20 protein-coding genes and 1 pseudogene are annotated in these 22,126 nt (G+C 65.0%); 11 read left to right on the plus strand and 10 right to left on the minus strand.

The features are described 5' to 3' along the window. Nucleotides 1-1,006: 1,006 nt before the first annotated feature. The 3 genes from GGR24_RS10030 to GGR24_RS10040 all read left to right on the plus strand — a co-directional run bounded on the left by GGR24_RS10030 (nt 1,007) and on the right by GGR24_RS10040 (nt 3,467). Nucleotides 1,007-1,558 carry a response regulator gene (locus tag GGR24_RS10030; protein WP_183395234.1) on the plus strand — a complete coding sequence of 184 codons (552 nt, stop codon included), beginning with the start codon at nt 1,007-1,009 and terminating at the stop codon, nt 1,556-1,558. A 361-nt stretch (nt 1,559-1,919) separates the two neighbouring features. Continuing rightward, a complete protein-coding gene (locus GGR24_RS10035; protein WP_183395235.1) occupies nt 1,920-2,447 on the plus strand; it encodes a flavin reductase family protein in 528 nt (175 codons plus the stop codon). Between the two features lie 153 nt (nt 2,448-2,600). After that, entirely contained in the window at nt 2,601-3,467 is an 867-nt protein-coding gene (locus GGR24_RS10040) for an MBL fold metallo-hydrolase (RefSeq protein ID WP_183395236.1), read from the plus strand. Between the two features lie 46 nt (nt 3,468-3,513). On the opposite strand, the gene GGR24_RS10045 is transcribed toward GGR24_RS10040, so the two are convergent. Both GGR24_RS10045 and GGR24_RS10050 read right to left on the minus strand, forming a co-directional pair. Further along, nucleotides 3,514-3,720, minus strand: a complete 207-nt coding sequence (locus tag GGR24_RS10045) for a hypothetical protein (protein ID WP_183395237.1) — start codon at nt 3,718-3,720, stop codon at nt 3,514-3,516. A gap of 97 nt (nt 3,721-3,817) precedes the next feature. Next, nucleotides 3,818-4,246: a cupin domain-containing protein gene (locus GGR24_RS10050; protein ID WP_183395238.1), complete on the minus strand. Its 429-nt coding sequence runs from the start codon at nt 4,244-4,246 to the stop codon at nt 3,818-3,820. 477 nt (nt 4,247-4,723) lie between these two features. Between GGR24_RS10050 and GGR24_RS10055 the strand changes: the two genes are divergently transcribed. The 8 genes from GGR24_RS10055 to GGR24_RS10090 all read left to right on the plus strand — a co-directional run bounded on the left by GGR24_RS10055 (nt 4,724) and on the right by GGR24_RS10090 (nt 10,705). Next, the gene (locus GGR24_RS10055) at nt 4,724-5,524 is read left to right on the plus strand and encodes an SH3-like domain-containing protein (RefSeq protein ID WP_210286146.1); all 801 of its coding nucleotides are present in this window, start codon (nt 4,724-4,726) and stop codon (nt 5,522-5,524) included. Nucleotides 5,525-5,557: 33 nt separating this feature from the next. After that, the gene (gene scnC, locus GGR24_RS10060; protein WP_183395240.1) at nt 5,558-6,319 is read left to right on the plus strand and encodes a thiocyanate hydrolase subunit gamma; all 762 of its coding nucleotides are present in this window, start codon (nt 5,558-5,560) and stop codon (nt 6,317-6,319) included. Continuing rightward, a complete protein-coding gene (locus GGR24_RS10065) occupies nt 6,316-6,696 on the plus strand; it encodes a hypothetical protein (RefSeq protein WP_210286147.1) in 381 nt (126 codons plus the stop codon). Before scnC ends, GGR24_RS10065 begins: the two co-directional genes overlap by 4 nt. A 70-nt stretch (nt 6,697-6,766) precedes the next feature. After that, nucleotides 6,767-7,396: a HupE/UreJ family protein gene (locus GGR24_RS10070; protein WP_183395241.1), complete on the plus strand. Its 630-nt coding sequence runs from the start codon at nt 6,767-6,769 to the stop codon at nt 7,394-7,396. 173 nt (nt 7,397-7,569) lie between these two features. Beyond that, nucleotides 7,570-7,881, plus strand: coding sequence for a hypothetical protein (locus GGR24_RS10075; protein ID WP_183395242.1), 312 nt, complete (start codon nt 7,570-7,572; stop codon nt 7,879-7,881). A gap of 315 nt (nt 7,882-8,196) precedes the next feature. Further along, complete coding sequence (locus GGR24_RS10080; RefSeq protein WP_183395243.1) at nt 8,197-9,009, plus strand: sulfite exporter TauE/SafE family protein; 813 nt, start codon at nt 8,197-8,199, stop codon at nt 9,007-9,009. Between the two features lie 393 nt (nt 9,010-9,402). Continuing rightward, entirely contained in the window at nt 9,403-9,696 is a 294-nt protein-coding gene (locus GGR24_RS17930) for an Arm DNA-binding domain-containing protein (protein ID WP_183395244.1), read from the plus strand. Between the two features lie 391 nt (nt 9,697-10,087). Continuing rightward, entirely contained in the window at nt 10,088-10,705 is a 618-nt protein-coding gene (locus GGR24_RS10090) for a site-specific integrase (protein WP_281375362.1), read from the plus strand. Here GGR24_RS10090 and GGR24_RS10095 read toward each other — a convergent pair. The 8 genes and pseudogenes from GGR24_RS10095 to GGR24_RS10130 form a co-directional block, all read right to left on the minus strand. Further along, nucleotides 10,678-10,835 (minus strand): annotated as a pseudogene (locus GGR24_RS10095) (IS481 family transposase); the annotation flags it as partial. The gene GGR24_RS10090 and the pseudogene GGR24_RS10095 overlap by 28 nt on opposite strands. Before the next feature lie 41 nt (nt 10,836-10,876). Further along, a complete protein-coding gene (gene mcrC / locus GGR24_RS10100) occupies nt 10,877-11,971 on the minus strand; it encodes a 5-methylcytosine-specific restriction endonuclease system specificity protein McrC (RefSeq protein WP_428978225.1) in 1,095 nt (364 codons plus the stop codon). A 3-nt stretch (nt 11,972-11,974) separates the two neighbouring features. Beyond that, entirely contained in the window at nt 11,975-14,083 is a 2,109-nt protein-coding gene (locus GGR24_RS10105; RefSeq protein WP_246398308.1) for an McrB family protein, read from the minus strand. Nucleotides 14,084-14,365: 282 nt separating this feature from the next. Next, nucleotides 14,366-15,565: a GIY-YIG nuclease family protein gene (locus GGR24_RS10110; RefSeq protein ID WP_343066235.1), complete on the minus strand. Its 1,200-nt coding sequence runs from the start codon at nt 15,563-15,565 to the stop codon at nt 14,366-14,368. Continuing rightward, on the minus strand, nt 15,558-17,633 hold the full coding sequence (locus GGR24_RS10115) for a DEAD/DEAH box helicase (RefSeq protein ID WP_183395248.1): 2,076 nt from the start codon (nt 17,631-17,633) through the stop codon (nt 15,558-15,560). Before GGR24_RS10115 ends, GGR24_RS10110 begins: the two co-directional genes overlap by 8 nt. 3 nt (nt 17,634-17,636) lie before the next feature. After that, nucleotides 17,637-20,465 carry a class I SAM-dependent DNA methyltransferase gene (locus GGR24_RS10120; RefSeq protein ID WP_183395249.1) on the minus strand — a complete coding sequence of 943 codons (2,829 nt, stop codon included), beginning with the start codon at nt 20,463-20,465 and terminating at the stop codon, nt 17,637-17,639. Nucleotides 20,466-20,649: 184 nt separating this feature from the next. After that, nucleotides 20,650-21,327: a hypothetical protein gene (locus GGR24_RS10125; protein WP_183395250.1), complete on the minus strand. Its 678-nt coding sequence runs from the start codon at nt 21,325-21,327 to the stop codon at nt 20,650-20,652. Then, the gene (locus GGR24_RS10130) at nt 21,324-21,845 is read right to left on the minus strand and encodes a hypothetical protein (protein ID WP_183395251.1); all 522 of its coding nucleotides are present in this window, start codon (nt 21,843-21,845) and stop codon (nt 21,324-21,326) included. Before GGR24_RS10130 ends, GGR24_RS10125 begins: the two co-directional genes overlap by 4 nt. Between the last annotated feature and the right edge of the window lie 281 nt (nt 21,846-22,126).

Consider the following 22,126-nt stretch of genomic DNA (forward strand, 5'->3'; position numbering starts at 1 on the left):
CCAGCTAAGTCACAACGTTTGACGAGGAACCACGCTGCCCTGACCATCTCACGATGATCGAGCGGCGTATTCCTTGAAACGTATAACCGCCGAAGCCTCTGTACATGCCCCCAGCTTAAAGCCAGAGGCCGCAAGAACCCCGCCGACCACGTTTCTCTTTCTCAAGATCAACTTGTCAAACAGCCAGCACCCAGCCGAAACCAGATGCGCACAGCCAAACGGGCATCCCCATCCAGCCGCTCAAGTCCGTCACAACCGGCTCCGGTCGATCGCTCGACTTTGCCGCTCTTTTGAGACAGATATCCAGGCCGCCGAGGCCGTTGTTGGCCGCCCCGTCGTCCGGTGTGAGGGCTATGTACGCCCGGGCCCTCGGGGTGTCAACGCCGGCTTTTTGAAAAACGTGCGGCGGAGCCCCGGCAGGACGGCTTATCCACAGAGGGCAGGGTGGCTGAGAGGCAGCTTGCGCCTTGAGAAATGAGCGTTCGACCACGGGCTCGGCGCGGCCTTCCGAAATCCCTCCACGCGGCGCCGAGCGGCGGCTCTCGGCTCGCCGTTACGGCCGCCCCGGGGGGCGATGACGGGCCTCGGGCCCCAAGCGACCGGACGGACGGCCGGGCCGAGCCGTCGCCGGCTGGGTCTCGGCGCCCGCCCGGCGCTCACCGGGAGGGGCCGGGCCGCTCCCGAGCCGACGTCGGGGGGGGCGCCGGCTAATCCTGAAGTCCGCAGGCCCCCGGCGGTTCCAGCCAATGCGCCGGCGTTCGATGAATTCGCCCGCCGGACTGGAGCGCGGGGGACGGGGTGTCCCCCAACGGTTCACCCGAGCTGCTTCAGCGTCTGCAGCATGCCAGATGGGTCTGGATAGCCGGAACGGCGACGATCGAGGCGCCCTGGGCCACGGGATCAGGCGCTCCGAAGCGTCTTGTGCGCCGCGGAGCGGGAGCGCCGGCCGCCCAGTTCGCGGAACGAAACGGCCTCCGAGGCGTTATGGCGCCCTTGTGAGGGACGCATGTCAGTCGAAAGCGCGTTGGTCGAGGAGCCCCGGGAAAGCGTCGCGAGCGGCGACCATCGGCTCGGCCTCGGCGGCGCCTCGCTCGCGCCTCTCGCCATGGCCCAGCGGGGCGGGCTCGACCCCGATCCGGCGGCGCCCGGCGCCTCGGCGCGGCCGGAACCCGAAGGCCTGACCGAGGCGGCCTCCGTGTCGGGGCTGTTCGCCCAGCGCCACGTTCTGCTCGTGGAGGACGACTTCCTGCTGGCGCGTCAGCTGAAGCGCGCGCTCGAGGCGCGCGGCGCAGTGGTGCTGGGGCCTGTGGCGCAGGATCGGGAGGCGGCGAGGCTCATCAAGGGCGCGACCCGGCTGGACTACGCCGTGCTGGACCTGGACCTCGACGGCCGCAGCGCCGCCCCGATCGCGATGGCGCTGCGCGAGCGCGGGGTGCGGATGGTGGTGGTGACTGGTTGCGACCTGACGGCCCTGCCGGCGCCGCTGCACGACGTCCCGGTTTGTCAGAAGCCCGCGACGATCGAGCAGATCGAGGCCGCCCTGTCGCGCATCGGGTGACCGGCCCCCGGTCCGGCTCGGCTCCCGCAGGACGAAGCAGGGCGCGGACCCCAGACCCGGCGGCGCCGGGGGGCAGGGTTGCCCGAACCGGTCATCCGCGCCAAAGACCCGCAGGATAATATCCCCGTGAGGGTCAGCGCAGCCGCGCCGATCCGCGCCCAGGCGGCAAGCTGCGGATTCGGACGCCCGCGGACGTCGTCGATCGGATGGAGACATATATGGACGAGGGCGGCGCTCACGGCTTGATGCGGGCGAGGCCGGGATGCTTCGGGGCGTTCGTCGACCTCGCGCCCGAGCCGCGGCGAGGGCGCCTGCCCACCGCCAATGGGGGCGCCGCCCTGCTCGAAAACCTGCTTCGCGCATGAGCGGCCCCGCCACAGATGCCGCGCAGCAGCCGCCGGCGACCTCCGTGGTCGAGGACTTCAAGGCGGCGTTCCGGCGGCTCGCCTCCGGCGTGTGCGTGGTCACGTTCGCGCGGGGTGAGGATCTCCATGGCTTCACCGCGACTTCGGTCACGTCGATCTCGGCGGACCCTCCGATGCTGCTGTTCTGCGTCTCCCGGCGTAGCGACAGCTTCGACAGCATGGTCCCGGGCGCGAGGATCGGCGTGTCCGTGCTGTCGGAGGAGCAGCGCGGCCTGTCGGACGCCTTCGCGAGCAAGGTCCTGCCGGGGCGCTACCGGCATATCCCGAGCTCACGGCTCGGCGGCGCGCCCGTGCTGCGGGACGCGCTCGCGCGGATCGCGGCCGTCGTGGTCCGGATCGTGCCGGCGGGCGACAACATCGTCGTGTTCTGCGAGGTCGAGGCCGCGGAGCCGGGCCGCCCCGGGCGGCCGCTGCTCTACGGCGAAGGCGGCTATCTGGCCGCCGACACGGAGCCCGCGGGCTGAGAGCCCGCGGTCCGGGGGCGCCGCCGCGTCCGATCGGTGATATGGTCTGGAGCCGATCCGGGGCCGCGAGGAGCGAGCGAGGCTCGGATGGGCAGGTCGCCGCGATCCGCCCGACCGCGGCCGCCGCCCCGCCACGGGTGAAGGAGGCAGATCATGACCGGTCGTCCGAACGTCGCGACATTTTTCGATCCCGCGACGAACACCTTCTCCTATGTGGTCCGGGACGCGGCGAGCGACGCCTGCGCGATCGTCGATAGCGTTCTGGACTTCGACTATGCGTCGGGGCGCGTTAGCCACGCCTCGGCCGACGCGGTCATCGCGCATGTCCGCGATCGCGGGCTCAAGGTCGCGTGGCTGCTCGAGACCCATGTGCATGCGGATCACCTGTCGGCGGCGCCCTACATCCAGGGGGCGCTCGGCGGGCAGGTCGCCATCGGCGCCGGCATCCGGGTCGTTCAGGAGACCTTCGGCAAGGTCTTCAACGAGGGCAGCGAGTTCCAGCGCGACGGCTCGCAGTTCGATCGGCTGTTCGAGGATGGCGACACGTTCCGCATCGGCGCCCTGGAGGGGCGCGTCATGCACACGCCCGGCCACACCCCCGCCTGCGTCACCTATGTGATCGGCGACGCGGCCTTCGTGGGCGACACGCTGTTCATGCCCGACGGCGGCACGGCGCGCGCGGATTTCCCGGGCGGCGACGCCCGCGCGCTGTTCCGGTCGATCAGGAAGGTCCTCGAGCTGCCGCCCGAGACGCGCCTGTTCATGTGTCACGACTACGGCCCGAACGGGCGCGAGATCCGCAGCGAGACCACCGTGTCCGACGAGCGCGCCCACAACATCCATGTGCGCGACGGCGTGACGGAGGATGAGTTCGTGGCGATGCGCACCGCGCGCGACGCCACGCTGCCCATGCCCAAGCTGATCATCCCGTCGCTGCAGGTGAACATGAGGGCAGGGGAGCTCCCCGAGCCCGAGAGCAACGGAAAGCGCTACCTCAAGGTCCCGCTCGACGGCCTGTGACGGCGAGCGCGCCGCGCGTCGCGGGCGGCCCGCCTGGTCGTGCGGCTCACAACCAGCGGCGAGGCGCCTTCCTGGTCGACACCCAGATGATCGGCACGACGGACAGCAGGATGCCGCTGACGAGCGCCCCGACCGCGATCAGGCCGCGACTGGAGATCTCGACCTCCGCTTCCGAAGAGAAGGGCCCGCAGCGCAGCTTCAGGGACGCGCGGTGCGGCTCGGTGCGGCGGACGGGAACCTGAGTGTCTGACATATGCGATCTCCTTCGCTGCTAAGGCGCAGCGAAGGGCGTCGGTTCCTCATGACGGGGGCTGCCTCGCGCGACGTCGCGCGGGCCTTCGCGTCCGCGCTCACTCGTCGAGGACAACGTTCGGCGTGTTCTTCTCGGTCTGGTCGATCACGAGCAGCTTGACCGGATCCGGCCCGACGCTGGCGCCGCGGTGCCGCTGTCCGATGGCCTCGAGGATGAAGTCTCCCGTCTTGAAGATCGTCGTCTCGCCCGTGACCGAGTTCGTGACGCTGAGCGTGCCCGCGAGCACATAGGCATAGCGGGGGTAGGGGTGCTCGTGCCACGGCAGCACCGCGCCGGGCTGAATGTCATAGGTGGAGACGGACACCTGGGCGTCCTTCTGCGGCAGCGTGATCGGCTGGCCGCTCGAGGTCTGCGACGTCGTCATGAGCGGCGTGACCACGATCGGCTTCTGCTCGGCGAGCGCCGCGCCGGACGACGAGGCGAGGGCGAGGGCTCCCGCGCAGAGGGCGCGCGTCAGAAACTGCATGTCGATCTCCAGCCTTGATGCCGCGCAGGAGGGTGACGACCGGAGCAGGTCCGCAGAACGTCGCCAGCCGCAGCTCGTCGTCGAGCCGGGCGAGGTTACACGGAAAGCGCGGCGACGCGACGCCGGGGGCCCGCTCGTATCTCACGGCGCGTTTTCCGGTCTTGCGGACTGACCGGGAACGCTCCGTCGGCGCCTTTGATAGCTGATCCCCATTGCAGCTCCTCAAGGCTGAGACCGACAGATCAACAGGCTGGCCGACAGCCTTTCGGCTCAACAAGCGACCGCTGCCAAAAGTTGATCGAGCGCAAAGCCACGTTCGGTCTCCGGTCGTAGAAACCATGAATTCTGCCCGAGCAGGGCGCCAGCCGATGTCGCGAGCGATGTAGAGCCGCCTGTCTCGACCCGGGAAAACAAAGGAGAAGCGCGATGCCGTCACCCAAGGAAACCCGAAGGATTTACGATGCCGGCTCCCATTTGATGCCGGCGATCCATCAAGCTCAGGATTGGCCTTACGAGGTCCCGCATACCCTGTACGAGGCCTATATTTGGCCGACGCATGACGTCGGCGGGCAGCCCTACGCGCCTCAGATATTCGAAGAAAAAGAAGATGAGGAGTGGGAGAACAACGTCTACATCACCTGCGAGGTGCTCGGCTTCAGGGGCATGTGGAACGCCGAAGAACGGCGCCGCCGCTACGCCAACGATATCGGCCTGACCCTCTATTACGGCTTCCCCTACAACGCGCGCTGGATCTGGGGCGCCGCGAAGATGCTCGTCGACAAGAACTATGTGTCGCTGCTCGAGCTGCAGGGGAAGATCGCGGAGATCCGGGAAAGGCTGGGCGTCAATTCCAACCGCCGAGGTCACGCTCCGTCGAACATCAACCACGGCGACACGACCAAGATTCACACCGGAACCGGGAAATCACCATCCTCTCCCGGAAAATACATCGACTATGGGCCCACCCCCCCTTGGGAACCCACCGGCGAGGTTCAGCCTGCCCGCTTCAAGGTCGGCGACCGCGTTCGCGTGAAGGACTTGCCCGCGATCTTCTACACCCGGACCCAGATGTATGTCCGGAACATGACCGGGACGATCGCTGCCCTGACATACCCGGACCTGGTTCCCGCCGACGAGGCCTGGGACCGCTACGATGCTCCTCAGGAGCAGTATTACATCGTCCGGTTCCAGCAGAAGGATCTCTGGGCGGAGTACCCGTTCGAGAACGACACCCTCCAGAGCGAATACCCGGACATGTGGCTCGAAGCTGCGGACTGACCGAAGCATTCGACCTCGCCATAGGAGCAGGACATGGCAGATAAACATAAAGATGGCGACCATCATCATTCGGGAGACCATGGTCACGACCATGCGGCGGCGCCGATGGTCGACGAGATCTCCGACTTCGAAATTCTCGAGCTGGCCGTCCGTGAGCTGGCGATCGAGAAAGGCCTGTTCACCGCCGAAGATCATCGCGCGTTCTCCGAGTGGAACGACGCGAGATCCCCGGCCGCGGGCTCACGCATGGTCGCGAGGGCCTGGACCGACCCGGCGTACAAGGCCCGGGTATTTGACGACCCGCTGAACGCCAGCAAGGAGGTCGGGGTCGACTGGAGCGAGCCGTCCGGCTTCGGGACCACAAGCGACTACATGCACCTGACCGTGCTTGAGGACACGCCGACGCTGCATCATGTGATCGTCTGCACCCTCTGCTCATGCTATCCTCGCCCGATACTCGGCCACTCGCCCTATTGGTACCGCGCGCCCAACTATCGTCGCAGGATTGTCCGCTGGCCGCGTGAAGTCCTGGCGGAGTTCGGACTGATCGTGCCGCCCGAGGTCGAGCTGCGGGTGGAGGACTCCAACGCGAAAAGCCGCTTCATGGTGCTTCCCGTGAGGCCCGAGGGCACCGAGGGCTGGACGGAGGATCAGCTCGCCGAAATCGTCACCCGCGACACCATGATCGGCATCGCCATGCCGAAGCCCGGCAGGACGACGGACGGTCCCCGGCCGATCCATAGGGCCAGCCGGCCGGTGCATAGCGGCGGCAGACCGACGGAGGCCCCAAAATGAGCGGGGAGAGCGTCGGCATCCAGGAGCAGACGGAAGGTCGGTACGTCGACCTTCGCCGCATCGATCTGCTCGAGTCCATACAGGACGAGGATCAGACCTGGGCGAAGCTTGCGCCGCGCTGGTGCGTCACCAATCCAGAACCGCCATGGAAGGTGTGCCTCGACGCGACCTGCGACTGTCTATCGGCGGGCGGGGCTCTTGATAACCTCGAGCGACGGCACGCCGAGGATGAGCTTGAGACGGTTTACAGCGCGATTCCGAATCCGGAACGCCAGCTTCTGACGCTCGCTCACATCATGGTCAGCCGCGGCCTTCTGACCGAGGAGGAGCTCGCCCGCCAGATCAGCGCCGTACGAGCGCGGCTCGAAGCTGTTTAGGACTTGAAGCTGTCTGGTGACAGCGCCAATAGAGGTAGATCAGGTCATGGCAATACATAAATCTCACGCGATGCGCTTCGCATGTGCAGGGCCTCTCCTTCTGGCCGGCACCAACGCGGCGCTGGCCCACCACGCGATGGGCGGTCTGCTTCCGCAGACTTTCGGACAGGGCATGCTTTCCGGCCTGGCGCACCCGGTGATCGGAATGGACCACTTCGCGTTCGTCGTCGCCGTCGGCATTACGGCCGCGCTTGCCGGGCGCGTCTGGGGGCTCACGCTCCCGTTCATCGGCGGGACCCTGGCCGGATGCCTCATCCATCTCGCGGGCGTCACGCTGCCGGTGGCCGAACTGGTCATCGCCGCGACGGTGCTCCTGCTCGGCGCCATCATCGCCACGAACCGCGAGCTTCCCGCGCTCATGCTCGGCGTTCTCTTCGCCGGCGCGGGGCTGTTTCATGGCTGGGCTTACGGAGAGTCGATCTTCGGCGCCGAGCAGACGCCGCTCATCGCCTATCTGGTCGGCTTCACGCTGATCCAGCTGGTCGTGGCGGTGCTCGCCGGTCTCGTCACGCGCTGGGTCATCGACAGCGATGCTGCGCGCCGGATGAATGTGCGCCTGGTGGGCGCAGCGGTCGCGGGCATGGGGCTGGTGCTGTTCGTCGGACACGTCGAAGGCGTCCTGTTCGCCGGCATCAAGTGACCGCGCCGGCCCGGGCCGAACTCGGGTCCGACGAAGCGAATACGTCGCCGTTCCGGCAATGAGCTCCGGCTCATCGCCGGAACGAAAGATCAGCAGTGCTTTGGCGCCGGGCATAGGCGGTGGAGATCGTGCCGCCTTACTGCGGAGCGCGCCGACAATTCTGGAGAGAGCAGATGGCGAAGTTCGAGAACCGGTTGGCGTGCGTGATCAAGGCGGATGGCACGATCGCCCGCGGCTACATGATCGACAAGTGCGAGAAGAAGGGCGAGAACGAATACCTGATCACCTGGAAAATCCCGCTCCAGGGCGAGGCCAAGACGAACTTCTCAGGCACGATCGGCAGCGCCATGGAAGAGGATGTTCAGCCCGGCTTCATTACGGTCGGGCTCACTCAAGATCCAAGTCAGATGCAGGTGCATACGTATGACGTGAGCGGCAAGCCTGCGCCGCGTCCATTTCATATTGCATGCTTCAGAGACGAGTAGGACGACAAGCGGGCCAGAGAGAGCCGATTGGATCTGCTTGCCCGCATCTACGCCATGAATCGAAGGCGGGACGTAGTCGATGGCGAATGTGGCCCCTGCCTTGACCCCGGCTGCATCCGGCTGAAGCCGGAGTTCTTCGCTGGATCGCCCAGGAGCGCTGGATGAGCAAGGGGCAGGCGGCGGAGCCGGGTTGGGCGGCCGAGCGCCCGTTGCGGCGCGATGGTCGGCGTCGGCCGCTGGCCTGATAGCTGGCGCCGGCCTCAGACAGCGCCACACGCCAACGCGCCCCTAGGCAAGGCAGAGGGACGCCACGCCATGGATGACCTCCTGCTCCGCGTCATCATTTTCGCAGCAGCCGGCCTGGCGTCCGGCTTCTTCGCGGGGCTGTTCGGCATCGGCGGAGGCACCATCCGCATGCCGATCTTCATCTATGTTTTCCCATGGCTCGGCATGGCCCATGCCGTGATGATGCATGTCGCGACCGCGACCTCGATGGCGCTCGTCATACCAAGCGCCATCTCCTCGACCCGCAAGCACTACGCGCTCGGCGACCTTGATCTCGCAGTATTCAAGACCTGGGCGATTGGCCTTTTTATCGGAGTCGCCATTGGTTTGATTCTGCTGCCTTTCGGCTCCACGGAGATTCTGCAGACCCTTTTCGCGATTTATATACTTCTGGTTGGCCTCTATATTGCGCTCAATCATGGGCGCTTTTTCTTCGGTCGGGAGCCGCCGAAAGGCGCGAAGATGGTTGGCGTCTCCTCGGTGGTCGGCTTCATCGCCGCGATGACCGGCACCGCCGGCGGCACGGTGGCGACGCCGATCCTCACGGCCTTCAATATGCAGCTGGAGCGTGCGATGGCGATTTCGGCCGCGACCGGTCTGATCACCGGCACGGTGGGCGCAATCGGATCCATCATCAGCGGCTGGAACGCCAAGGATCTGCCGTCTTACTCGCTGGGCTATGTCGATGTCGTCATCTTCCTTGTGATGATGCCGACCGTCATGATCGCCGCGCCGATCGGCGTGAGGGTCGGCCACAGGATGAACGAGCGGACATTGCAGCTCACCTACGCGGGCCTGCTGATTGTCATCGGCGTCGATCTCTTGCGGCGTCTCTTCGTCTGACCAGCCCGGCGGCCTCGGCCGAACCGCTGGCGCGAGAGGTGCTCCCGGGCCGAAGCGACGACCAGACGGTCGTTCTCGGCACAAACTTCACCGGGCGGAGAGTCCCGCGCCGGACGACGCCCCGGCTTCCCCGCCTTCCGAGCGGCGCCCCTGAAACGACGAAAGCCGCGGAGCGATCCGCGGCTTTCGTCGTTTGAAGAACTGGAGCGGGCGAAGGGATTCGAACCCTCGACCCCAACCTTGGCAAGGTGCGGCCGTATGTCCGCCAACGTTCGCCGAAATCCAGAAACTGTTCAAAAAGGAACGAAAAGCAAGATGCGGTGTCCGCCCGCATCCGCTACTGTCCCCCGACAGTCGACCATAAATGACACCCCAGACGACACCCCAAATTCCATGGCGCTATCAGACACCAAATTGCGGGCGATCCGACCGACCGGGAAGCGGCGCGAGATCGCTGATCAGAACGGCCTCAGCCTGCGGGTTTCGCAACGGGGCGTGATGACATGGACCGCGACGTTCCGCCTTAACAAGGGAGGGGGAGGGAGTGCGGCATCCGCCGCTAATCGGCGAAGGATGGCGTTGGGCGAATATCCGACCGTTAGTCTGGCCGAGGCACGGCAGCGCACCCTGGAGATTAAACGGATGGCCCCGGGCTGGGGTCGATCCCTCTCCGGCTCTAGTTCCTGAGCCAATATCCGTTCGAGCGTTCACGGTCTCCGATCTACTCGATCGCTACAAGGATGAGCACCTCACCCGAAATTTGAGGTCTGGAGCGAATGTCGAACGGCTCCTGCTGAGGCATGTGACGCCTGCGTGGGGAGAGCGGGAAGTCGCCTCGATTGGGCCCCGTGATCTCGTCGACCTCATCGAGCGCATTAGGACGCCTGCAGCGATGAAGATCGCGAGCAGGGCCGGGTCGTACGAGGGCAGCCGAGGAGGGCCCGGCGCGGCGGCTGAAGTCCGCAAGTGGACGCGGGCGATGTTCCAGTTTGCGGTCGAACGGCAGTACCTTCTCGAGAACCCTCTCGCGGGTGTGAAAAATCGCGACCGGCAGCGGCCCCGCAGTCGCGTTCTCACTATGGAAGAGCTGCGACGCGTCCGGGACGCTGCTTCTGCAATGGGGTATCCTTGGGGCAGCTATTTTCAGCTCATCTTGCTAACCGGCGACCGCCGGGGTGAATGGGCAAACGCTCAAATCTCTTGGCTATCGGCGGACGGAACGAGGCTTGAAATTCCGGCAGTCCATTACAAGACGGGAAAGGTGCAGGTAGTGCCGCTATCCGCTCAGGCGCTACGCGTAATCGACGCGATGCCTACGCCGGAGTATGGTCCTTACCTCTTGTCGTCTCTCGGTGGCGCGAAGCCGATCTCGGGCTTCAGCCGGGCGAAAAAGAGACTTGATGAGGTGATCGCAAGGGGCGGTCAAATGGAGCCTTGGGTCGTTCACGATCTCAGGCGATCCATGGCAACGCACATGGAGAGACTCGGCGTAGCTCCCCACATTATAGAAGTCTGCTTGGGTCACGCGCTAAAGGGAATCGGCGCGACCTACCGCCACTACACGTATCTCGCCGAAAAGACCGCAGCGCTGCAGATTTGGGCGAATGAATTAATGCCCTGGAACAGGCGCATTGAAAAACGAACGTGGGCGTTCAAACCCCACTCCCTGAACAGACAGGCCTTGCCGTCTTCGTAGCGCAGCTCGGCGATGTCGATGTGGAAGTAGCAATCTTGTAGGTCTTGAACCGCTTGAGCATCTCGCGATCGGCCTTCGGCAGGCGCGAGATGCCATGGCGCTGCAGGCAGCGGTGCAGCGACGATCGGGTCCGGGGGCCAGTTGGCAATTGGCACACCAGTTCAGCGCATGTCACGCTCCCACGATTTCAAGAAGCCTAGCACGAACATCAGCCCCGGACCGAGCGAGATCAACCGTGGCGAACCGGATGCGATGCCCCTGTATGGTGACGCTCTCGTCCACGTGGCGATCTAGGGAGGGATGGAGCAGCACCCCCTCGGCCGTGTCTCCCCGCGCATCGCCTCTTCCGGCCTGAGACCGGAGGTAGGCGTACATCTGGTAGAGGTGCGGGCTTTTGAACGACTCACCCCCGTAGGGCCGGGCCGTGAGGATTCCGGTGAACTTAGTATCAATCACCGTCCTTTGCTTCTCGTCATCTAGAACCACGTCGGCCTGCATGCCCGGGAGAAGCGCGGCTAGACCGGGTGTGGGCGCTGTCATGTCCCAATCGAAGCCGTGCTGTACTCGCACGTTCCATGTGCGCGCGAGCTCGTGCCGGTAGAAGCCCGCGATAGCCTTCTCAAATATCCGGCGGAGCAGCCGCTCGTCACGATCTAGACGCGTGAGGTGGAGATCGCCCGCCGCCTCCGCGGGGACCAGCAGGTCCAGCGCCATCGTCGCGACCGCCACCATCAAGCGGTCTTCGACCTCGTGACGCGCGACCGGGTCCTTAGAAGACTCCGAGCGGGTCGGGCGATTAGCGCTAACACGCTGAGCGGCCAGGGTGCGCGCGAGAGTCGCGCAGCGCCGGGACAGCTCCGGCCTTAAGACAATGGTCGCCATACGTTCGAGGGCGGCCCGCACCAGCCTGTTTCGCGGTGTGTCGTTGGTCAGCTCCTCAAAGCGGCAGGCGACAAGTCCGCGTCGAAGAAGAGAGCCGCTCTCCGTCACCAGCCAATCGATGCGGCCGCGCACCCTCGGAAGCGCGGCCTCGGTCATCCGGTAGCCGCGCGAGAGGCTGCGCCGCAGACGGCGCTCGACGACAGTCGCGAGCAGGGTCGCCAGGAGCTCGGGCAGCTCGGTTTTCTCGTCGACGTCCGCCTCTGCCCGTTCCAAGAAGCCGGCTAGGTCCGCGGCGTAGACCAGCAGCATCCAAAGGTTGCGGACGGGTATGCCGACGTGGCTGTTCCACGTCGTGTGCCCGTGGGCGCCCGAGGTAACGCTCACCTCTCAAGCCGTTAGACGGAGCGCGGTAGTGCGCTCATGCGCCTTATTCGGCTCGTCGAACCAATATTCCGCTAGCAGCGGCGCGACCTCGGTGTCGATGGTCACTTGGTACCACCGACGCCAGCCGTCCTCCGTCAAGGCGTCGTCGCTCGCCGGGGTCACGAAGCTGTGCCCGACCTGAAACTGGGGGCCGAGCGCCCGATCCTCGGCGATCGCGGCGTTGAGCGCGTTCATGCGCGCCCCAATCTCGGAGACCAATGCCGACGGGACTCCGCGATCAACGCACCATGCCCGCCACAAGGAGCCGAGTTCTGGCATGAGCGTGAGGAAGGCGAAGCGTCGGCGCAGTGCCAGATCGATCAACGCCAGCGAACGGTCGGCGAGGTTCATAGTGCCAACGATGTACAGGTTTTCGGGCACGTATACGCGCTCGTCGAGCGACCGCGGGTAGGCGAGGCGCAGCGCCTCGTCAGGGCCGCGTTTCGTGGCCTCGACTAGCGTCAGCAGCTCCCCGAGGATCTGCGCCGGGTTGCCGCGATTAACCTCCTCGATCACGAGGACGAAGGGCCGTCTCGGCTTGGCGGCGGCCGCTTGAACCGCCTCCAGGAAGGCACCGTCGACGAGCCTGAGGCCGCCTCGCCCGTCCGGCCGCCAGCCTCGCACGAAGTCCTCGTACGAGAGCGAGGGCTGGAACTGCAGCGCGACCAGCCGCTCAGTGTCCTTCGCACCGATCAGCGCGTAGCCTAGCCGCTTCGCGAGCCAGGTCTTGCCCGTGCCAGGCGGTCCTTGGATGATGATGTTCTTTTTGCGCCGCAGAAGCTCCACGGCGGCCTCGATGCGGTCCTTTCCGAGAAAGCAGCCCTCGTTGAGGATGGATTGCGCGTCGTAAGGTGGTGCGGGCGTCGCCGGCTGCACCGGCAGGCCGACAGGGTCCTCATCAGGAATCGCGTCGACTACGACGTCCTGCTCGGGCATGAGCCGCCACAGCCGTTCGAAATCCATTGGCAGCGCCGCAGCGTAATCATCCCCATCCTCCGTCAGCACAAGCCGCCCGCCCCCCGCCGAGCCGTCTAATTGGACGAGGCCAGCTAGCCTTGCCCAGGAGACAATGTGCGAACCGGGGAGAGTTGACGTCCACGTTGGTACGAGATCTTGCAAACGTCTGGCGGCCTCGCTGTGCCGGAGCGCGCCCGGCTCGCGGCCGATCATGAGCAGAAGGTGGCCCATCCCGAAGACCCGTCCCACCAGGGGCCCCCGGAGGACCTGCACGGGGTCGCTCGCGATTAGAAGCTCCTGGCCGCGCTCTGTAGGACGGTAGCTACCGTCCTCAAGCCGGATCAGCCCCAAGCCGCCCATCGCCTGGGAAATCATGTTGGGCGCCGAACTGGCGTTTAGCTGTGGCGCCTCGTTGAGGATGACGTCGATCAGGTCCTCCCGGGCGATGCCCTGCTCTGCCTCGCGCACCATCGCCACGAGCAGGTTGACATTGTCCTTGACTGCCGCCAGCGCCCGGCGCTGTGCGTTGGCCGGGAGGAGAGAAAGGGCGGGGAGCGCGTTGGCCTCGCGCTGGGGCGGCGGCAGCGCCACAGCGCCGTCGTCTGCGCGATCGACCTTTGTCTGCCACAGGAACCAGCAGAAGATCGACTGGTCGACTGCCTCCTCGATTGTCGCCGCCGCGCCGACCGCCTCGCGCACCCGTTCCCGCAGGCTCGAATGCTGTGCGACATAGGAGCCCGGCAGACGCGGAGCCCCCAGTGCACGCTGGACCCCGAACACGCGGCCCGCGTCCATCAAGCAGCTCATGTCGTGTGGGAACATGGAGGCGAGCAGCCGGACTAATCGGGCCTTGGGCCTCCGTTTAGTGTAACGGGGGTAGATCCAGGCCAGAACCTCTTCGAAGAACATTTGCAGGCGCTCGCCGCGCTGCTCTACGCCGAGCCCGTCCAGCGAGCCTCGCGCGTCGAACAGAAGGTCTGCCAACTGCGTGTCGGAGTAGGCCTCGACAACGGTGACGGCTTGGCCGGGCCCGATGCCAGATACGTCCGACGCGTCCCAAAGCATCCGCTGGAACTCCGGCGCACGCCACTCCTCCCGGCTGGCGTCGAGCACCATGTGGACGTGGCTCGCGTAACTGCGGCGCCAAGCCCTCGCCCAATCCTCCCCCCTGTATGCAGCAAATGCGCCTTCGTATAGGTCACGCACGTCGGCCGGACCGAGGCTATGCATCTCCAATCCTTTCCCGATTTCTACCGCTGAGGGTTGGCCTGCGGATGTGCGTAAATTGGATTAAGCCGCCGTCTCTAGTGGCACCGAGCGGCTGCAGGTCGCTGACCCCAAGGCGCTTGTTCGAGACGTCCGCTTTTGCTGTTGCTTCGTGGCTGCATCGCCGGTTCATCAATCAGATCTAGTGAGGGATGCTGTAGCGGGATCGTAGGACATGCCCGTGATTGAGCTGTCTCGGATCCGGGCGACAACCTCATCGATCAAAGGCAGGGGAGCGAGAAACCACTCTCTCGGGCGCGCCGACCCGCCAAAGCGGTCCGGGATCGCGAGGTCCAGCCGGGACGCGGCGAAGACCCGATGGAAGATCGCCTCGAGACGCTTCCGATCGATGCCAGCGAGTTTGTAGGTCGCGACGACTTCGACCGGCGCCATCAGGTAGGTCGGGTCCGCCGCAGCGCCGGCGATCCTGGCTTCGACAGCTCCGCCGGTGACGCCGATCTTGTGAATCACGTCCCGGTGAGTGGCGATGAACGGATGATCGGAGCGGCTACGGAGGACATAGATCGTGCCGCTCTCGACGTCGCCGTCCTCCGGCTCTGAACCGAACAGCGGGCCTATGTCGGGATCGCTGACGCGGCGGCCGTCCAGTTCCGGCTTGTAGAGTGCGCGCTGGAAGGAGCGCAGAAGCGTCTCGCTCTGCGTGGCGTTGTCATAGATCACGCGCAGCCGCCCTTGGGCGTGGCCATGCTCCGTGTCCAGTACCTCCGGTACGGAGGCGACGTAGGCGAGCTGCCCGCCGAGGACGAAGAACTCGCCTTGTTTGATCGAGGCGTCGCGCTCGAACTTTCGTGCCCGGCGCGCGCCGGTGCGTAGGTCCTCGCGCACCGCCTCGAACAGCGGCTTGAAGTCTTCGAAGTCGGGACATGGGACGCGGGTGGCTACTTCGTCCGCCGGTGTGACGGAGGTCCGCGACGGCACGTGACGCAGAGTTGTGATGTCGGCGGGATCGTCGCCGCCGACGCCGAGCTCCGCGAGTAGGGCGTCGTCGTCCAGCGCTTCCAGGGCCGCGCCGTCGCCGGCCGCTGGCTTGAGCAGGCTGTCAGCGTCCATGGGGGCCAGGAGGTCGTGGAACCGCGTCTGTTCGCGCAGCCGGTCGAGCCGCACCGCATAGAGCCGCTCGAAGATGTCTCGTTCCTCGCCGTGCTGAGGCGGGCGTCCGTGGGTGGCGACGAACTTCAGAATATCCTCGAAGCCGGCGATCACTCGTTCTTCTTCGGCGGTGTGGGTGCGCGCCGCCTTGGGCTCGGCAAGCGCGCCAAGCTCGGCCAGCATCTCCTCATCGGTCTGCTCGGCGATCGGCGCGTCAGCCACTGACAGCTCCCTCCCGCGCGGCCTGGGCTTTCATGCGGGCGAAAGCGGCCACGCCTTGCGCTAGGCGCTGCTCCCAGGCATCCGCCGCGTTGATGTCGGGCGCGCGTCCTCGCTCCCGCTGGAACTGCACGGCGCGCCGGGTGAGGTCGCGCGCCTCTTCCTCGGTGAAGGTCGCCTTGCGGGCCTCCACAGCCGCTTTCACCTGCTTCAGCGTCCCCTCGTTCAGCGCTTTCGCGAGAACGGCATAGGCGACGGAGAAGGGATTCACCCGGTCGATCATGTCGATGTCGAGGGTCTTCACTTCCAGCGCATAGCGGCGGGCTCCGTCGATGAAGGCGGTGTTGGAACGGGGTTCGCCGTCTTCGCCGTCCACGCGCTTCTTGATCTCCTGCACCACGTTCAGGGCGGCGATCGCGTGCTGGCGCACCGCCTCCACATCGTCGGGCGTGAGCTCGGGATATTTGTCGCGCACGATCTTGCCCATGCGCTCCTGCGTCAGTTCCTGGGGCGCGGTTTCCTCATCGAACAGGCCGCGCTCGGCGGTGCGCTTGTCCTGCACAAAGGCGGCGATCACCTCGTTGAGGTCCTCGCGGCAGATGCGCGTCGCCTCCGGGCTCTTCGGCTCGACCAGGCCGCCGATCTCCATGTGGAAGCGAGCGCCATCTTCGCTGACGCCGACATTCGCGCGGCCCTCCTGATAGCCGCCCTCGCCGTAGTCGAAGCCCTCCTTCTTGCCGCTGTTCTTCGGCGTGAAGTCGAAGCGCGGCGCCAGCACCTGCTCCATCAGCAGGCTGCAGGCGATGGCCTTCAGCGTGTCGTTGATCGCCTCGAGCACCGCCTCCTGGCTGGCGTCGGGTTCAGCGATCAGGTTGGTGAACATCGCCCGCGGCTTGCCGGGCGCATCGCGCGTGGCGCGCCCGATGATCTGGACGATCTCGGTCAGCGACGAGCGGTAGCCGACGGTGAGGGCGTGCTCGCACCAGATCCAGTCGAAGCCCTCCTTCGCCATGCCGAGCGCGATGATGATGTCGACGTGGTCGCGGTTGTTCCGCTGCTTCGGGTCCTTCAGCGCAGCGACGATGTGGTCGCGCTTAACCGGGTCGTCGTCGACCAGGTCGGCCACCTTCAGCACGCGCCCGTCGGGCTGGACGATGCGGTGGAAGCCCGTGACCTCGTCCTCGCCGTCCCATTGGCCGAGCGCATCCATGATGGCGTTAGCCTCGGAGGTCTTGCCGATCCTGGTGCTCTCGCGGGCGTTGACGTTGGGGATGTGCACGATCGTCTTCTTGGCCGGATCGAGCACCTTCATGATGTCGTCGAGATAGGGCCCCGAGTAGAAGAAATAGCCGATGTCCAGCGTCTTCAGGTGCGCGTAGCCGTTGAGCTGTTCGTAGTAGGTGTAGGTCACCGTCTGGAACTTGGCCTCGTCGCCGGGCGCCAGCACGGCGGTGGCGTCGCCGCGGAAGTAGCTGCCGGTCATGGCCACGATGTGGGCCTTGTCGCGGGCGATCAGTTCGGCGAGCTGGGAGCCCAGGCGGTTGTCCGGGTTGGCGCTGACGTGGTGGAACTCGTCGATCGCCACCAGACGGTCGTCGAAGGCGTCAGGCCCCAGCTCATCGAAGGCGAAGCGGAAGGTGGCATGGGTGCACACCAGCACCTTGTCGTCGCTCGCCAGGAACTCGGCGAGGGCCTTCACCTTGGACTTCGCCACCGGCGCGTCGTCCGTGCCCGGCACATTGCAGAGGTTCCAGCGGGGCCGCACGGTCCAGTCGGCCCAGAAGCCGTGCTTCCTCAGCGGCTCGTCGGCGAAGCTGCCGCCGATGGAGCGCTCGGGCACCACCACGATCGCCTGCTTGACGCCCTGATTGGTCAGTTTGTCGAGCGCGACGAACATCAGCGCCCGCGACTTGCCCGACGCCGGCGGCGACTTGATCAGCAGGTACTGCTCGCCCCGGTGCGCCCACACCTTCTGCTGCATGGCGCGCATGCCGAACTCGTTGGGCGTGGTCGAGGCGCCGCTGGCCGCAGTGGTGACGGAGACGGAGGTGACGCGTTCGCCGGTCGGCATGGGTCAGGCGGCCTTTTCTTTGCGCTTGCGCGGCGACTTGGACAGGCTCTTCTTGCCCGGCCCTGCGTCAGACGCGGTCATCTTGGTGTAGAGCGCGAACAGGTGCTCCAGCCGCTCGGTGTCGTTGCGGAAGCGCCGGCCGATATAGATGCGCTCCAGCGTCTCGTCGTTGCGCTCGTGGGCGCGGCGCAGGTCGTCGGGCATGGCCTCGGGATCGTAGAGGTCGGCGATGGTCGCCGGGAAGTGCGCCTCACGGGCGAGCAGGATGTCCTCGGCGCAGCGGGTGAGGTCGGCCTTGTCTTGCGTGGTAAGCGGCGGGACCGGAAAGGTATTCCAGCCGAGAGTGTTTGTATAAGAATAGCGCATCTCAAGTCGGCCACAAACCGTCGCTATCCAAACTAGATGCATCTTGGAGCTGAGTAGGGCTAAGTTCCACAGTTCCCCATCGAAGATGCCGTAGTTTCTGTTAGTTAGTACATCCGAAGCGCCGATGAGGCCGGCTGTGAGATATGGCCGATTTTCAGACGAAACGGCAGGAATCACTATAGTGAGGCGATTACCTGCATTCATTTCACGGAAACGATGAGGTGTAAGCGCCAATGCTTGCGCTCCCACATCGGAGCTCCGGAGTCGCGCCTCTCGCGTCAAGCCGATACGCTTTGCGATCGAAGGGGTCTCCATTGCCCAATCGACTACATCGTCTCTGATCCAAAGGCAGTACCTGACAGCCCCATAGATAAATTCCTCAGACCCAAATATCCTTCGAACTAATGACATCCTGTCCGTCGGGATCTCCGCGGTCACCTGCTCTGGAGATAGGAGCAAATTGCCTCCATCATATGGCATGTTCCCGCGGGCCATGTTTGCGACCGCCGCCAGCGGCCGGCTCGCCTTCCGAACGATCAAGTCCGGCCCCGGCACTAAGTAGGGACTTATGTTCTCAGCCTCGCGGCGTTCCACGGCCTTGTTCTCACATTCCGAGTAAAGCACAGGCCGTGCCCTGATTTTGGTGTTGCCGGACAGGCCGACAATTACCACTGTAACGCCAGCATTATTGGTAGATAGATTGCTCCACTTAAAAGAGGTGTGCGCAAACTCGATGTGCACACCCAGTCTCAAGAGGCTGGGCCACAGCAATTCTACGTGCTGCCCTTGGCAGATCGTATTTATGGAAACAAACGCACTGTGGGCACCGTGTGCCGAGTTGTACTCAGCTGCTTTGATAAACCAGCCACTCACATAGTTTAGTTGTTTCCACCCCTTCGTTCGGGACGAGAACGATATTTCAATCTCTTCTTTTTGCGCGGCAGTCTGGTCGTTCGACCAGATGTAAGGTGGATTTCCACAAATATACGTCTCCACCTCGTCGCGATCGCTCAGCCGGCTCTCCTCCAGCGCCAGCTGCCCCGTCGGGCCGCCAAGGTCCCTTTCCTCCGTTACGGGCGCGGCGGGCGGGCACACTTCGAGCCAATCCAGCCGCAGCGCATTGCCCTCCACGATCTTCCCCGACTTGTGCAAGGGCAGCACCATCGACCGAGCGGCCTGCTGGCTGATCAGGCGGGAGTCCGCCTGGAACTCTGCGATCAGGAGCGCCAGGCGGGCGATCTCGGCGGCGAAGCCCTTGATCTCGATGCCGTAGAAGTTGGTGAGCGGGATCACCGACTTGGGGTCGTCGCCCGTGCGCTTGACGATCTCGTGCTCGATCTCGCGCATCTGCCGATAGGCGATGACGAGGAAGTTGCCCGACCCGCAGGCGGGATCGAACACGCGGATGCGCGAGAGGCGCCGCCGCAGGGCGCGCAGCTTGCGCACGCTGTCGCCCGCCTCGCCGAGCTTCTCGTTCAGCTCGTCCAGGAAGAGCGGGTTCAGCACCTTCAGGATGTTGGGCACGCTGGTGTAGTGCATGCCGAGCGAGGCGCGCTCGTCGTCCTCGGCCACCGCCTGGATCATCGAGCCGAAGATGTCCGGGTTGATCTCCTTCCAGTCGAGCTCGCCCGCATGCAGCAGGTAGTTGCGCGCGGCCCGGCTGAAGCGCGGCACCGCGCCCGCATCCTCGAACAGACCGCCGTTCACATAGGGGAAGACGTCGGCGTAGGCCTTCACGCCCGCCGCCTGACGAAAACGGGACGTCGGGTTCCCGTTCTCCTTGGTGGGCGTAGACATGGCGAGGAAGAGCTGCGCCAGCACCTGATCGGTATTCGTGAGCCCCGCGCGATCCTCGCTGAATTGGCGGATCGATGCGGTGAAAAGGGTGTCGCCGATGAAGATGCCGGTGTCCTCGGCGAAGAAGCAGAACACCAGCCTCGCCATCAGGCGGTTCAGCTCCGGCCGCTTCTCCTCCTTGGCCCAGTCAGGGTTCTCGCGCAGGAGCTCAAGGTAAAGTTTGTTCAGCCGCCCCACCGCCTTCACGTCGATGGGGTTGTCCTTGATCTGCCGCACCGCGGAGATGCCGGCGAGCGGCAGGAAAAACCCGAAGTGGCGGTCGAGCTCCGGCAGCGGGAAGCTGCGGAATTCGCCTGTGGCGGTCTCTTCCGCCTGAACCTCATCGCCGTCGGTGGCGATAAGGAACTTCACGCGGTTGGCCGCGGACTTCGGGCTGTCGCGCAGCGCAGCGAGGGTCGCGCCCACCTCGCCCGGCGCGGCCACCGCGATGTGTATGCTGTCGCGTCTCAGGACCCCGCCGACGACGTCGGACGTGTTGTTCTTCCGGAGCCGCTTCAGCTCCACGTCCTTGCGCCCGAACGCCTGCAGGAAGGCGTACGGGAACTCGTCCGCGTCGAACGGCTGGCGTGCCAGTGCGGAAACAGCTTCCTCGATCTCGACGGCGTTCAAAGCGATACTCGACCTGGTGACGCCCGATCAAACACGCCCCAGCGTGCGAGAAGGGCGAGCGCTAAGGTACCGCGCCTAGCTTCCGATTCGATAGCGCCCAAGGTCCAAAGTCGGGAGCAATCGTGATGTTCGCTACTATCACGCTTAAGGCGCCGCTGCCCGTGGCGTCCGCGCGATGAGCGAACTAGGTCCACGATGACTTGAAGTCTCTGAAGGTCTTTTCGAACGCGTGTTGCAAGCGCTGCTCGAGATGAGGATCGAGCGGCGAGAGCCCGAGCTCATATTCCTTGTTGTGCTTGCCCAACAACTTGCCCACCGACGCAGAGGGGCGGCTGCCGACGAAGAAGCGATCCCCGTTATAAATGTCGTGCAGGAGTCCTAGGAACGACCTGCCGAGATCGATGCCAATGTTGGCGTTCAGGTAGAATTTGCACTCGACGGTCAGCAGAACCTTGCCGCTTCGTGGGTGCACTCCCTCCTGCCGGCATGTCGTGGCTTCGCTTTGGTAGAGCACGGCGACGTCACACTCGTGCTTCACCTGCGAACGACCTGCGACATAGATGCCTACATGCGCTTCGAGGACGGGACAGCCGGTGAATGCGATCTCCGCGTGGCAATAATTGTGGGCTCTGGAGAAAATTCCAGAGGGTTGTGTACGGAACCAAAAGAGGCTGGGCCAAGCCCCGTCGCGGTCCTTGAAGGCGATGGTCGCGCCCTCGTGCGTAGCCGCGGCCAGCACAATAGACCAGATGTACGCCTCATAGAGATCGGCACCATCAGAGCCGGCCGTCAGATTTGCCGGCATGGCAGCCAGGGCGGCGTCGACTTCCTGCCAAAGCCGGGCTGGAGTCGCTACGGTCATAGGAGATCCGTCACGGCCGCGGTCTCTGGCCCAAGTTCGGCTTTGATTTCGTCGAGGACCGCGGCCAGCTTCTGCGTCGCAGGTAGGGCAGCGGCCACGTCATCCGCTGTAATTGTGCGCACAGGCGCATCGGCCTGATCGTGGGCGAAACAGAGTGTCAAATTTTTGTTTGGCGACAGCTCGCGAACCAGACTGAGAATTTGATCGGCCATTCGTGCCGGTGCGATACGCGCAAGCTCAATGCAGTCCAACGTGATTGCGACCTTCTCCTTCGACGTGAAGTCGCGTTGCTGGACAAACTCAGCGCGGGAGCGGCTCGCTGTCGTCCGACTGCCCGCTAACGGGTCTTCAGTCCTTTGCTCACTCGCAACTGTCAGGTTCACTCGCACCTGCTTGCCGGCTGCGATTTCGTCTTCGATGGCGCTCGGGAAGCCAATCACATCTTCGTCACTGCGCGCGCGGAGGGGCAGGCCGTCGCGCAATAGTTTGTATAAGCTCTCGGCTTCGGCTTGGTTCATCTCGATACTCTCGCAGCGGACCTTAATGCTCAAGGTCGACTTTGGCGCACCGCGCGATGCGGAGCGAAGTTGGACGTCTGCCCCGGCGCGACCAGGGGGAGGCTATTTGACAGCATGTTTTTTGGCCAGATGCCAATGTCTGTTTTCGGCACTGCCCTGAACGACCGCTCTTTAGCGCAAGGCGGCGGTGCGCGGCCGAGCCGCGATCAGCCGCGTAGCGACGCCCAGTCACATCAGGGCATACCCCTTCGTTGCACCTGATCGCCGCGCGTTCGAGCCGT

The organism is Hansschlegelia beijingensis (assembly GCF_014196425.1).
GTDB classification, from domain to species: domain Bacteria; phylum Pseudomonadota; class Alphaproteobacteria; order Rhizobiales; family Methylopilaceae; genus Methylopila; species Methylopila beijingensis.